The following is a 12012-nucleotide window of genomic DNA, read 5'->3' as shown; positions in this document are numbered from 1 at the left end:
GGTCCTTCGGGGCCGGTCCGATGCGCGTCCGGTGCCTGGGAGTCAAACGCCGGACCGCCGCTTTATGAGGGGGAGCCGACGGTCCGGCGAACCTCTTGCGAGGCATTTCAGTCAAGCGGGCGGAAACCGTCAGCGACAGCGCGCGCACAGGGCGGATACGCGCACTCCGTTCACACCCCGTGTGAAGGCGGACCCACTACGCTTGCGGCACCGAGGCACCGGGGGGCACCCAATGCAGCCCAACACTCTGCTCGACGCGATCCTGGACGAGGCGGGCATCTCGCACGCGGGCCTCGCCGCCCATGTGAACCAGGCCGGGCGGGCGCGCGGACTCGCGTTGCGGTACGAGCACACCGCGGTCGCCCGGTGGCTGAAAGGACAGCGCCCGCGCGGCCAGGTGCCCGACCTGATCTGCGAGGTCCTCGCCGGGCGCCTGCACCGGCCGGTCACCCTCGACGACATCGGCCTCGGCGTCCCGGGGGAGCCGTCCAGCCCGCACGGCGGCTCGCTCTCCGGCTTCGTCGAGCGGGCCACCGCCCTGTGGCGCTCCGACGAGCAGCAGCGCCCGCACATCCTCGGCGCGCCCGCGGTGACCGGCACCCCGGCCGTGATGCCCGTATGGGAGTGGGAGAATCCGCCCGAGGACGTCGACGTCTCCCGGGGCGGCCGGCATCGCGTCACGTCCGCCGACATCGCCATGCTGCGTGCCGCCCGCACCCACTACGAGCAGATGTACCGCAAGGCGGGCGGCATCGCGACCCGCAGCCGTATCGTCGGCTTCCTCAACGCCGAGGCGGCGCCCCTGCTGCGGGGCAGCTACACCGATGAGACGGGACGTCAACTGCACCGCTCCACAGGGGGGCTGGTGGCGGTCGCGGGAATCTGCGCGTACGACTCCGACGCGCACGGACTCGCCCAGCGCTACTTCCACCAGGCGCTCAGACTCGCGAAGGCCAGCGGGGACCGGGGACTTGGCGCGTACGTCATCGCGCTCCTCGTCAACCAGTCGCTGTTCATGCGGGAGTACCGGCAGGCCGTGGCCTTCGCGGAGGCCGCGCTGCGCGCCGCGGGCAAGCACATCACCCCCGCCCTCGCCTCCGACCTGTACGCGATGCAGGCCAAGGCGTACGCCCACCTCGGCGACGGCACGAGCGCCCTGTCGTGCATCCGGCGGGCGGAGACGGCAGCCGAGCACATCCGGCGGGGGCACGAGCCGGACGAGACCGGCTATGTCCAGCCGGGTCTGGTCAACGTCCAGGTGGCGGAGGCGCTGCTCAGCCTCGGGGAGATCGCCGCGGCCGCCGAACACGCCCATGCCGCCGTCGGCACTCCGGCGCACGACCGGGGCCGGGTGCACCGGCTCGCCATGCTCAGCACGATCGAACTGCGCCAGGGCCACGCCGACAAGGCGGTGGTCACCGCCGTGCAGATGGCCGAGCAGGCCAGGGGAATGGAGTCCCAGCGGCTGCGCGACAGACTCCGGGCGGTGCGCGAACACCTGGTGCGCAGCGACTGCGCGGGCACGGCCGAGGCCGCCGAACTCATCGACGGAGCACTGCGCGTACCGCTGTAGACAGGTCGTGCGGACCGTTTCCCGGAGGTTCCGCGAGGGGAACACGAACACCGGCGTCCCCTAGTCCCTGCTGCGATATTGCCACTCACCCGACGGAAGGTGGCAGAACCGTGCAGTGGACGAAACAGAACGAACAAACTGTGTATGAAAACCGCTGGTTCAGCGTCAACCTGGCCGATGTGGAACTGCCGGACGGCCGGCACCTGGACCACTTCCTGATACGCCTGCGGCCGGTCGCCGTGGCCACGGTGGTCAACGAGGCGAACGAGGTCCTGCTCCTGTGGCGCCACCGCTTCATCACCGACAGCTGGGGCTGGGAGCTCGCGGCGGGCGTCGTCGAGGACGGCGAGGACATCGCCCACGCGGCCGCCCGCGAACTCGAGGAGGAGACCGGCTGGCGACCGGGGCCCCTGCACCACCTGATGAGCGTGGAACCGTCCAACGGCCTCACCGACGCCGTCCACCACATCTACTGGTCGGACCGGGGCGAGTACGTGGGACACCCGGTGGACGACTTCGAGTCGGACCGCCGGGAGTGGGTCCCCCTCAAGCTCGTACCCGACATGGTCGCCCGGGGGGAGGTCCCGGCCGCCAACATGGCGGCCGCGCTACTGCTGTTGCATCACCTCAGGCCCTAGCGGGCCAGCGCCTGCCAGACCGTCACGACCAGCGCTCCCAGGGCCGTGAGTGCCGCGAGCGAGGGCAGCGGCCAGCGCGCGTGCTCCAGCGAGATCATGCGGGTGTTGAGCTCGTCCAGTTCCTTCGCGGTCTCCTCGGTGCGATGGCTGAGCAGGGCCAGTCCTCCCTCGACGCGGGCGTACGCCACATCGAGGCGACGGCGTAACTCAGCGAGTTCACCATGGACCACGGGATGCTCCGGATCGGCGGTCACGGGTCCACTCCTTTCCGTAGTCGAACGTGGTGGTACCGCATCCCTTGCATGCGCATGATGAGTCAACCCCCCGGGTGGACCGGAGGGGAGCGTGTGCGTGCGGCATATGCGGGCCCGGTGCGCACACGGTGTGTGAAACGGCCGGGCCCGGCACTCCGCGGAGTGCCGGGCCCGGCCGATCGCGGCAGGTGCTCAGTACGTGTAGAACCCCGAGCCGGTCTTGCGGCCCAGCCGGCCCGCGTCCACCATGCGCTGGAGCAGCGGGGGAGCGGCGTACAGCGGCTCCTTGTACTCGTCGTACATGCTCTGCGCCACCGAGGCGACCGTGTCCAGGCCGATCAGGTCGGACAGCTTCAGCGGGCCCATCGGGTGGGCGCAGCCCATCTCCATGCCGTTGTCGATGTCCTCGCGGCTGGCGATGCCCGTCTCGAACATCCGGATCGCGGAGAGCAGGTACGGGATCAGCAGCGCGTTGACGACGAAGCCGGAGCGGTCCTGGGCCCGGATCGCGTGCTTGCCCAGCACCTTCTCGGCGAACAGCTGCGCACGGCTCAGCGTGCCCTCGGAGGTGGTCAGCGCCGGGATCAGCTCGACCAGCTTCTGCACGGGGGCCGGGTTGAAGAAGTGGATGCCGACCACCTGGTCGGGCCGTGCGGTGGCGACCGCCAGCTTCACCAGCGGGATGGAGGAGGTGTTGGAGGCCAGGATCGCGTCCGGGCGGGTCACCACCTGGTCGAGAACCTGGAAGATCTCGGTCTTGACCTGCTCGTTCTCGACGACGGCCTCGACGACGAGATCGCGGTCGGCGAACTCGCCGAGGTCCGTGGTGAAGCTGAGGCGCGCCTGCGTCTCGTCCCGCTCCTCCTCGCTGATCTTGCCGCGCTCGGCGGCCTTGGCCAGGGAGTTGAACAGCCGGGTCCGGCCGATCTCCAGGGCCTCGCCGGTGGTCTCGGCGACCTTGACGTCAAGTCCGGCGCGGGCGCAGACCTCGGCGATGCCCGCCCCCATCTGGCCGCAGCCCACCACTCCCACGCGTTCGATGTCGGTCACATCGTCCCTTTCGCTGCGCTGACACTGACGACGACTGTGACAGGTCTGCCGGGTCCCGGTCGGCCTGCTCCGATCGTGCACGTTACTAGCAAGTATCGATGATCGATCACCGGGGTGGGTGCATGCTGTGCGCGGAGACGATCCGTGACCGAGCGGATCCGCAGAGTGATGTGGGGATGGGTGCGATGGGGCGACTGACCCGGCGGGCGTTCGCGCTGGCGGCGCTGTCTGCGTTCACCACGACGGGCGCGGCGGCCGCTCCGGCTCCGCCGAGAGCGGGAGCTGGAGGAGGAGAGGCAGGAGAGGCAGGAGGGGCCGGAAAGGCGGAGAAGGAAGGAGGGGAGGGCGCGGCAGGCGGAGCGGGAGAAGGCCGCGCGAAGAGCGAGATGCGGGGCATGTGGCTGGCGACGGTCGCCAACCGCGACTGGCCGTCCAAGCCGGGGCTGACGGCCGCTCAGCAGCGCAAGGAGCTGATCGGCTGGCTCGACGTGGCGGTCCGCAACCGGCTGAACGCGGTGTTCTTCCAGGTGCGGCCCACCGCCGACGCGCTGTGGCCCTCCGCGTACGAACCCTGGTCGCAGGTCCTCACCGGCACCCAGGGGAAGTCGCCGGGCTGGGACCCGCTCGGCACGGCCGTGGCCGAGGCACACGCCCGCGGGCTTCAGCTGCACGCCTGGTTCAACCCCTACCGCGTCGCCACGCACGCCGACCGCTCACGGCTGGTCGCCTCGCACCCCGCCCGCCGGCACCCGGACTGGGTGGTGGAGCACGGCGGGCGCCTGTACTACAACCCGGGTCTGCCGAAGGTCCGGGCCTTCGTCCAGGACGCGATGATGGACGCGGTGAAGAAGTACCCCGTCGACGCCGTGCACTTCGACGACTACTTCTATCCCTATCCGGTCGCCGGCCAGAGGTTCGACGACGACGCCGCGTACAAGGCGCACGGCGGCGGTTTCGCCACCCGGGCCGCCTGGCGCCGCGCCAACGTCGACAAGCTGGTGCAGGAGACGGCCGCCCGCATCAGGGCCGTACGGCCGGGCACCCGGTTCGGGATCAGCCCGTTCGGGGTGTGGCGCAACGCCTCCACCGACTCGCGCGGCTCGGACACCCGGGCGTTCCAGTCGTACGACGAGATCCACGCGGACAGCCGGAAGTGGGTGCGCGAGGGCTGGATCGACTACGTCGTCCCGCAGCTGTACTGGGAGATCGGCAACTCCGCCGCCGACTACGCCAAGCTCGTGGCCTGGTGGGCGGCCGTGGCCAAGGGCAGCCGTACACGGCTCTACCTGGGCGAGGGCCTCTACAAGGCCGGCGCCCCGGGGCAGCCGAGGGCCTGGGCCGACAAGGCCGAGCTGACCAGGCACCTCACCCTCGCCAAGAAGCACCCGGAGGTACGCGGCCACGTGTTCTTCGCCGCCGGGGACGTGCGCAAGGACCGGATCGGCGCGATGGCACGGGTGGTCGCCGACCACTACGGGCAGCCGGCGAAGCCCCCGCGCTGACCTAACGCTGTTCCTCGGTCCTGGTCCTGTGACGGATCTCGGTGTCGGGGCCGGGGGAGCACAGCCCCTCGTGGCCGTCCTGGAAGCGGACCCGGAACGGCGGGTTGCCGTCCTGGCCCAGTACTTCGACGATTTCGCCGATCTTGTCGTGTTGGCCGACCACCCTGCCGTGCTGGACAAACTGGTCGCCCGCGGTTGCACGCATCTGCGGGGCCTCCTCGCCTGTTGGGAGAGAGCAGTGGTCCGTCTTGTCGATCTCGGCCGTGTTCAGCCGCGCGCCCGCTGCGTGACGGCGATGCAGACCAGCACGGCCGCGGCCGTCAGCGGAGCGGCGGGCGTGAGGTGCTCGCCCAGCAGCAGCACCGACCACACCAGTGTGAGCAGGGGCTGGGCCAACTGCAACTGGCTGGCCTTGGGGATGCCGACGGCGGCCATGCCCCGGTACCAGACGACCAGGCCGAGGAACTGCGAGCCCGCCGCGACCCACAGCAGCCCGGCCACGCTGTGTGCGGTCAGGTGGACGGGTTCGTACGCGACGGCGAGGGCGGCGGCGGGCACGCCGATGGGCAGGCAGAGCACCAGCGCCCAGCCGATCACCTGCCAGCCCGGCATGACCCGGGCCAGCCGGCCGCCCTCGGTGTAGCCGGCCGCGCACACCAGCAGCGCCGCGAACAGATAGAGATCGGCGGTGGTCAGGGCCCCGCCGCTCTGCTGCACGGTGAACGCCACCACCGCCGCGGCCCCGGCCAGCGCCGCCGTCCAGAAGGTGCGCGAGGGGCGGGTGCCGACGCGCAGGGCGGACAGCAGCGCGGTGGTCAGCGGCAGCAGACCCACCACGACGGCGGCGTGCGCGGTGGTCGACGTCCGCAGCGCCAGGGTCGTCAGGAGGGGGAAGCCCACGACCACTCCGGCGGCCACGACCGCGAGGCCCGCCCAGTGCCGCCGGACGGGCACCGGCACCCGCAGGGCGAGCAGTGCCCCGCCCGCGATCAGCGCGGCCAGCACGCTGCGCACGGCGACCAGCGACCAGGGGCCGAAGCCCTCCAGGCCCCAGGCGGTGGCGGGGAAGGTGAGCGAGAAGGCGACGACGCCGAGGGCGGCCTGGAGGGTGCCGAGGCCCTGGGGCGACGGGGTGCTGACTGCTATCGGCGCCGAGGCGATAGCGCTACTCTGTGTCCTCATGCATGAGCGTAGCAGTGTGGCTGAACTGACCGACCAACTGCGACGGGAGCTGGACCGCTACTCTCCCGGTGGAAAGCTCCCGTCGAGCCGGGCGCTGGTCGAACGGTTCCGGGTGAGCCCGGTGACCGTCTCGCGGGCGCTGGCCCACCTGGCCGCCGAGGGGCTGGTGGTGACCCGGCCCGGCGCGGGCGCGTTCCGCGCCCGGCCGCGCCCCGCGGTCGCGGCGGCGGGGGACACCTCCTGGCAGGAGGTCGCGCTCAGCGCGGACGGCGCCGCCGACCTCGTCCCGCGTTCGGTGGACGCCTCCGGCGTCACGGTCTCGCTGGCCGCCCCGCCGCCCGGCGTGATCGAGTTCAACGGCGGCTATCTGCATCCCTCGCTGCAACCCGAGCGCGCGATGTCCGCTGCGCTGGCCCGCGCCGGACGGCGTCCCGGAGCATGGGGCCGGCCGCCGATGGAGGGACTGCCGGAGCTGCGCGAATGGTTCGCGCGCACCATCGGCGGCGCCGTGGGCGCGGCCGAGGTGCTGATCGGCGCGGGCGGCCAGGCGGCGCTGACCACCGCTCTGCGCGCGCTCGCCCCACCCGGGGCGCCGGTGCTGGTCGAGTCACCGACCTACCCCGGCATGCTCGCGATCGCCCGCTCCGCCGGCCTGCGCCCGGTACCGGTCCCGGTCGACCCCGACGGCGTGAAGCCGGACCTGCTCGCCGACGCCTTCCGGGCCACCGGCGCCCGTGTGTTCGTCTGCCAGCCGCTGTTCCAGAACCCGACCGGCGCCGTCCTCGCCCCCGGCCGGCGCGGTGAGGTGCTGCGCATCGCGCGGGAGGCGGGCGCCTTCGTCGTGGAGGACGACTTCGTCCGGCGGCTCGCGCACGAGGACGCCGGGCCGCTGCCGCGTCCGCTCGTCGCCGACGACCCCCACGGAGTCGTCGTCCACGTCGGCTCGCTCACCAAGGCCACCTCGCCCAGCTTCCGGGTCAGCGCCCTGGCCGCCCGCGGGCCCGTGCTGGAACGGCTGCGCGCCATCCAGGTCGTCGACACCTTCTTCGTGCCCCGCCCGCTGCAGGAGGCGGCCCTGGAACTCGTCGGCTCGCCCGCCTGGCCGCGCCATCTGCGGTCCGTGGCGGCCGAACTGAGGGCCCGGAGAGACGCGATGACCTCCGCGCTGCGGCTGCGCCTGCCCGAACTCGCCCTCCCGCACGTCCCGTCCGGCGGCTACCACCTGTGGTTGCGGCTGCCCGACGGCACCGGGGACACCTCCCGGGCCTTCGGCTCCGGGGGAGAGGCCGCCTTCACGGCCGCCGCCCTGCGCGCCGGCGTCGCGCTCACCCCCGGCCGCCCCTACTTCAGCGCCGAACCCCCGGCCGCCCACGTCCGGCTGAGCTTCGCCGCCGTCGCCGGGACCGAGGAGATCGCGGAAGGGGTGCGCCGGCTGCGGGTGGCCTGCGACGAGGTACTCCCGGGAAATCGTTCGACATGATCCGCGCCCTGCTGTGAGGATCCGGGCCATGAGCGACAGCACGACCCTCGCCGAGGGCTACGAGATCTCCACCGACCCCGGCCGCCTCGACATCGAGCGCGTGCACCGCTGGCTGTCCACCGACGCGTACTGGGCGATCGGGCGCGCACGGGACAAGCAGGAGCAGGCCGTCGCCGGGTCGCTCAACTTCGGGGTGTACGACTCCGCCTCGGGGGAGCAGGTCGCCTACGCGCGCGTGGTGACGGACCTCGCGACCTTCGCGTGGCTGTGCGACGTGTACGTGGACCCCGCGGTGCGCGGGAAGGGCCTCGGGACGGCGCTGGCCGCGGCCGTGCGCGACCATCTGCTGCCCCACGGGCTGCGCAGGATCCTGCTCGCCACGCACGACGCGCACGGCGTGTACGAGAAGGCCGGCTTCGAGGCACTGGAGAAGCCGGACCGGTGGATGGCCCTGATCTTCGACAAGCTCGGCGCGGCGTGAGCGGCACGCTCGTTTTGGCGTGAGTTGTCCGGGCAGGTCCTGACCCGTCGGTAAGTTTTCTTGCAGGCGGCCGCCCACCGCCTCTTGACCTGCGCACTTGTGCGGCTCACCATCACCGCATGCCACTTCGGGTCACGTTCGTCGCCGCCGCGCGCAGCTCACCGCTGCTGGCGGAGCGCTTCGAGGACGACCGGCCGCTGGACCAGGCCGGCTGGGACGAGGTGCAGCGCGTGGCCGCGGACCTCGTGCCGCTCGCGGCCGCCGAGCTGCGCTACTGTTCGCCCACCCCGCGCAGCCGTGCCACCGGGGACGCGCTCGGATACGCCCCGCTCGTGCAGCTCGCCCTGCGGGACTGCGACATGGGCCGCTGGCGCGGCTTCACCCTCGGTGAGGCGATGGCGCGGGAGCCGGAGGCCGTGGACGCCTGGCTGGCCGACCCGCGGGCCACTCCGCACGGCGGCGAGTCGCTGCTGGAGTTCATCTCCCGGGTGGGCGGCTGGCTCGACACCCGGCCGATCGCGGACGGCGACCGGATCGTCGCCGTGGCCGAACCCAGCGTGATCCGCGCGGCCCTCGTGTACGCGCTGAAGGCGCCGCCGTCGACGTACTGGAACATCGACGTCCGCCCGCTGTCGACGACCACCGTCACCGGCCGCGGCGGGCGCTGGAACCTCCGGCTCGAGGGGGCGCCGACTCAGCCCACACGGGTGTAGTCGGTGGTCAGCAGCAGGTCCTTGGCGGGGCCGCCCACGCGCCACACCGTGCGCCAGTGGTCCGCGTCCCGGACGGTGAACTCGCCTCGGTAGAGGTCGGCGGAACAGGCGTGGTCGGCCGTGTGCCGGCCCGTCGTGAGGTCCAGGCCGTGGAAGGGGCGGCCGTCGGCGAACCGGACGTCCGCCGTCCCGGGCGCCCGGCCCGGCAGGAAGCGCAGGGTGCGCTCGGCGGGGCGGGAGACGCCCTGCCAGGTGAAGGTGCCGGACTCCTCGTGCAGCAGGCCCCCGCCGTCCAGCGGGCTGAACAGCGTGGTGCCGTGGAAGTGCCCCTCGCCGCCTCCGGCCAGGTCCCGCACCGTACGCTCCACGCGCCAGCGCCCGGCCAGATGGGTGAGCACGTCCTCCACCGGCCGGCACCCGCCGGGCATGGCCGGCCCTTCCGTCGGCGAGGGCACCAGAGCATCCACGCCCCCGACGATACGTGCCCGCCCCATTGACGCGCTCATGCCCCGTCCTTATGTTGCCGTTCGACGTGTTGACCGTTGTTCTGTATTTCGAACACGATCGCATGTGTTGTGACAACTGCACATGACCCCGAGAGTCGCGGAGTGTCCATGCCACGCACCACCCGCAACCGTCTGAGGCTCGGCCTCGGAGCAAGCGCTTTCCTGCTGGCCGCCGGTCTCGTCCCCGCCCCCGCCGGGGCCGCCGAGGCCACCGACTACGCCATCACCGTCGACCCCGCCGCCAAGGGCGCGAAGATCGACGACACGATGTACGGCGTCTTCTTCGAGGACATCAACCGGGCAGCCGACGGCGGTCTGTACGCCGAGCTCGTGCAGAACCGGTCCTTCGAGTACTCCACCGTCGACAACAAGGCGTACACCCCGCTGACCTCCTGGACGGTGTCCGGCACGGCGAACGTCGTGAACGACGAGGGCCGTCTGAACGACCGCAACCGCGCCTACCTCTCCCTGGGCGCCGGCTCGTCCGTCACCAACGCCGGCTACAACACCGGTGTCCGCGTCGAGGAGGGCGAGACGTACGACTTCTCGGTGTGGGCCCGCGCCGGGAGCGGTACCACCCTGACGGTCTCCCTGCGGGACGCCGACGGCACGCTCGCCACCGCCCGCCAGGTGGCCGTGGGCGCCGGCGGCTGGGCGAAGTACCAGGCCTCCTTCACCGCCACCCGCACCAGCAGCGAGGGCCGGCTGACCGTCGCCTCGTCCGCCGCGACCGCCCTCGACATGGTCTCCCTGTTCCCCCGGGACACCTACAAGCACGAGCCCAACGGCCTGCGCAAGGACCTCGCCGAGAAGATCGCCGCCCTGCACCCGGGCTTCGTTCGCTTCCCCGGCGGCTGCCTGGTCAACACCGGCTCCATGCAGGACTACAGCGAGGCCTCCGGCTGGCAGCGAGCCCGCTCCTACCAGTGGAAGGACACCGTCGGCCCGGTCGAGGAGCGGGCCACCAACTCCAATGTCTGGGGCTACAACCAGAGTTACGGGCTCGGCTACTACGAGTACTTCCGCTTCGCCGAGGACATCGGCGCGATGCCGCTGCCCGTCGTCCCGGCCCTGGTGACCGGCTGCGGCCAGAACAAGGCCGTCGTCGACGACGCGCTGCTCCAGCGGCACATCCAGGACACCCTCGACCTCATCGAGTTCGCCAACGGCCCGGTCACCTCCCCCTGGGGCAGGAAGCGCGCGCAGATGGGCCACCCCAGACCCTTCCGCCTCACCCACATCGAGGTCGGCAACGAGGAGAACCTCCCCGAGGAGTTCTTCGCCCGCTTCCAGCAGTTCCGCGCCGCGATCGAGGCGAAGTACCCGTACATGACGGTGATCTCCAACTCGGGCCCGGACGACGCCGGTTCCACCTTCGACACGGCCTGGCAGCTCAACCGGGACGCCGGCGTCGACATGGTCGACGAGCACTACTACAACAGCCCCCAGTGGTTCCTGCAGAACAACGACCGCTACGACTCCTACGACCGCGGCGGCCCGAAGGTCTTCCTCGGTGAGTACGCCTCCTGGGGGAACGCCTTCAAGAACGGCCTCGCCGAGGCCGCCTTCATGACCGGCCTGGAACGCAACGCGGACGTCGTCAAGCTCGCCTCCTACGCCCCGCTGTTCGCCAACGAGGACTACGTCCAGTGGAGCCCGGACCTGGTGTGGTTCAACAACCACGCCTCCTGGAACTCGGCCAACTACGAGGTCCAGAAACTGTTCATGACCAACGTCGGCGACCGTGTGGTGCCCTCGACGGCCACCGGGACCCCTTCCCTCCAGGGCCCCATCACGGGCGCCGTGGGCCTGTCGACCTGGGCGACGACGGCGGCGTACGACGAGGTGAAGGTGACGGACGCGGACGGCGCGACGCTCCTGACGGACGACTTCTCGGGCGACGCCTCGCAGTGGACGCACACCGGGGGCGGCAGCTGGTCCCTCCAGGACGGGCAGTACGCGCAGACCGACGTCGCCGCCGAGAACACCATGGTCTCGGCCGGTGACGTGCACTGGCACGACTACGACCTGCACGTCAGGGCCACCAAGACGTCCGGCAAGGAGGGCTTCCTGGTCGCCTTCGGCGTCAAGGACACCGGCAACTACTACTGGTGGAACCTGGGCGGCTGGAACAACACCACCACCGCCGTCGAGCAGGCCGTGGACGGCGGCAAGTCCACACTGATCTCCAAGGCCGGGACCATCGAGACGGGCCGGGCCTACGACATCGACATCAAGGTGCGGGGCCGCCAGGTCACGCTCTACCTGGACGGCCGGGAGTGGGGCGGCTTCACCGACGACAAGCCGGCCGAGCCGTTCCGTCAGGTCGTCACCAAGGACGACAGGACCGGCGACCTGATCGTGAAGGTCGTCAACGCCCAGTCCGCCGACGCCCGCACGGCGATCGATCTGGGCGGCGCCAAGGTCGCGTCCAAGGCCCGCGTCACCACCCTGGCCGCGGCGCCGGACGCGGTCAACAAGGAGACGCAGACCCCGGTCGCCCCGGTGACGTCCACCTTCACCGGAGTCGCCGGCACGTTCACGTACACCTTCCCGGCGAACTCGATCACCTTCCTGAGGATCAGGCAGCGGTAGCGGGTGCCGACGGGCGTGGGCGGCCGCCGCCCACGCCC

At 71.6% G+C, this 12012-nt stretch carries 12 protein-coding genes; 7 read left to right on the top strand and 5 right to left on the bottom strand.

Going from position 1 to position 12012, the window contains the following annotated elements:
- Positions 1-232: 232 nt before the first annotated feature.
- Positions 233-1573, top strand: coding sequence for a transcriptional regulator (locus ACFY30_RS24235; RefSeq protein ID WP_390847229.1), 1341 nt, complete (start codon positions 233-235; stop codon positions 1571-1573).
- Between the two features lie 110 nt (positions 1574-1683).
- Positions 1684-2211 carry an NUDIX hydrolase gene (locus tag ACFY30_RS24230; RefSeq protein ID WP_390660826.1) on the top strand — a complete coding sequence of 176 codons (528 nt, stop codon included), beginning with the start codon at positions 1684-1686 and terminating at the stop codon, positions 2209-2211.
- Here the strand turns inward: ACFY30_RS24230 and ACFY30_RS24225 are convergent.
- Together ACFY30_RS24225 and ACFY30_RS24220 are read right to left on the bottom strand one after the other, a co-directional pair.
- Positions 2208-2465: a hypothetical protein gene (locus ACFY30_RS24225; protein WP_390660827.1), complete on the bottom strand. Its 258-nt coding sequence runs from the start codon at positions 2463-2465 to the stop codon at positions 2208-2210. The genes ACFY30_RS24230 and ACFY30_RS24225 overlap by 4 nt on opposite strands.
- Positions 2466-2657: 192 nt before the next feature.
- Positions 2658-3515 (bottom strand): 3-hydroxybutyryl-CoA dehydrogenase, encoded by an 858-nt coding sequence (locus ACFY30_RS24220; protein ID WP_390847228.1) that lies wholly within the window; start codon positions 3513-3515, stop codon positions 2658-2660.
- A gap of 185 nt (positions 3516-3700) precedes the next feature.
- Between ACFY30_RS24220 and ACFY30_RS24215 the strand changes: the two genes are divergently transcribed.
- Positions 3701-5017, top strand: a complete 1317-nt coding sequence (locus ACFY30_RS24215) for a glycoside hydrolase family 10 protein (protein WP_390847227.1) — start codon at positions 3701-3703, stop codon at positions 5015-5017.
- Position 5018: 1 nt separating this feature from the next.
- Here the strand turns inward: ACFY30_RS24215 and ACFY30_RS24210 are convergent, their stop codons facing one another.
- Positions 5019-5222: a DUF1918 domain-containing protein gene (locus ACFY30_RS24210; protein WP_390660830.1), complete on the bottom strand. Its 204-nt coding sequence runs from the start codon at positions 5220-5222 to the stop codon at positions 5019-5021.
- A 62-nt stretch (positions 5223-5284) separates the two neighbouring features.
- Positions 5285-6199: a DMT family transporter gene (locus tag ACFY30_RS24205; RefSeq protein ID WP_390847226.1), complete on the bottom strand. Its 915-nt coding sequence runs from the start codon at positions 6197-6199 to the stop codon at positions 5285-5287.
- Between ACFY30_RS24205 and ACFY30_RS24200 the strand changes: the two genes are divergently transcribed.
- From ACFY30_RS24200 to ACFY30_RS24190, 3 genes are all read left to right on the top strand, one after another.
- Entirely contained in the window at positions 6198-7679 is a 1482-nt protein-coding gene (locus ACFY30_RS24200; protein ID WP_390847225.1) for a PLP-dependent aminotransferase family protein, read from the top strand. The two genes, ACFY30_RS24205 and ACFY30_RS24200, sit on opposite strands and share 2 nt — an antisense overlap.
- 28 nt (positions 7680-7707) lie before the next feature.
- On the top strand, positions 7708-8160 hold the full coding sequence (locus ACFY30_RS24195) for a GNAT family N-acetyltransferase (protein WP_390847224.1): 453 nt from the start codon (positions 7708-7710) through the stop codon (positions 8158-8160).
- Between the two features lie 119 nt (positions 8161-8279).
- Positions 8280-8873, top strand: a complete 594-nt coding sequence (locus ACFY30_RS24190; RefSeq protein ID WP_390660834.1) for a histidine phosphatase family protein — start codon at positions 8280-8282, stop codon at positions 8871-8873.
- On the opposite strand, the gene ACFY30_RS24185 is transcribed toward ACFY30_RS24190, so the two are convergent.
- Positions 8855-9301, bottom strand: coding sequence for a DUF6314 family protein (locus tag ACFY30_RS24185; protein ID WP_390847425.1), 447 nt, complete (start codon positions 9299-9301; stop codon positions 8855-8857). The two genes, ACFY30_RS24190 and ACFY30_RS24185, sit on opposite strands and share 19 nt — an antisense overlap.
- Before the next feature lie 186 nt (positions 9302-9487).
- On the opposite strand from ACFY30_RS24185, the gene ACFY30_RS24180 reads away from it, so the two are divergent.
- Positions 9488-11974: an alpha-L-arabinofuranosidase C-terminal domain-containing protein gene (locus tag ACFY30_RS24180; RefSeq protein ID WP_390847223.1), complete on the top strand. Its 2487-nt coding sequence runs from the start codon at positions 9488-9490 to the stop codon at positions 11972-11974.
- The last annotated feature ends 38 nt before the right edge of the window (positions 11975-12012 follow it).

This window comes from Streptomyces sp. NPDC000345 (genome assembly GCF_042898825.1).
In the GTDB taxonomy this organism is placed as follows: domain Bacteria; phylum Actinomycetota; class Actinomycetes; order Streptomycetales; family Streptomycetaceae; genus Streptomyces.
This window is presented reverse-complemented; position numbering and strand designations above follow the sequence as displayed.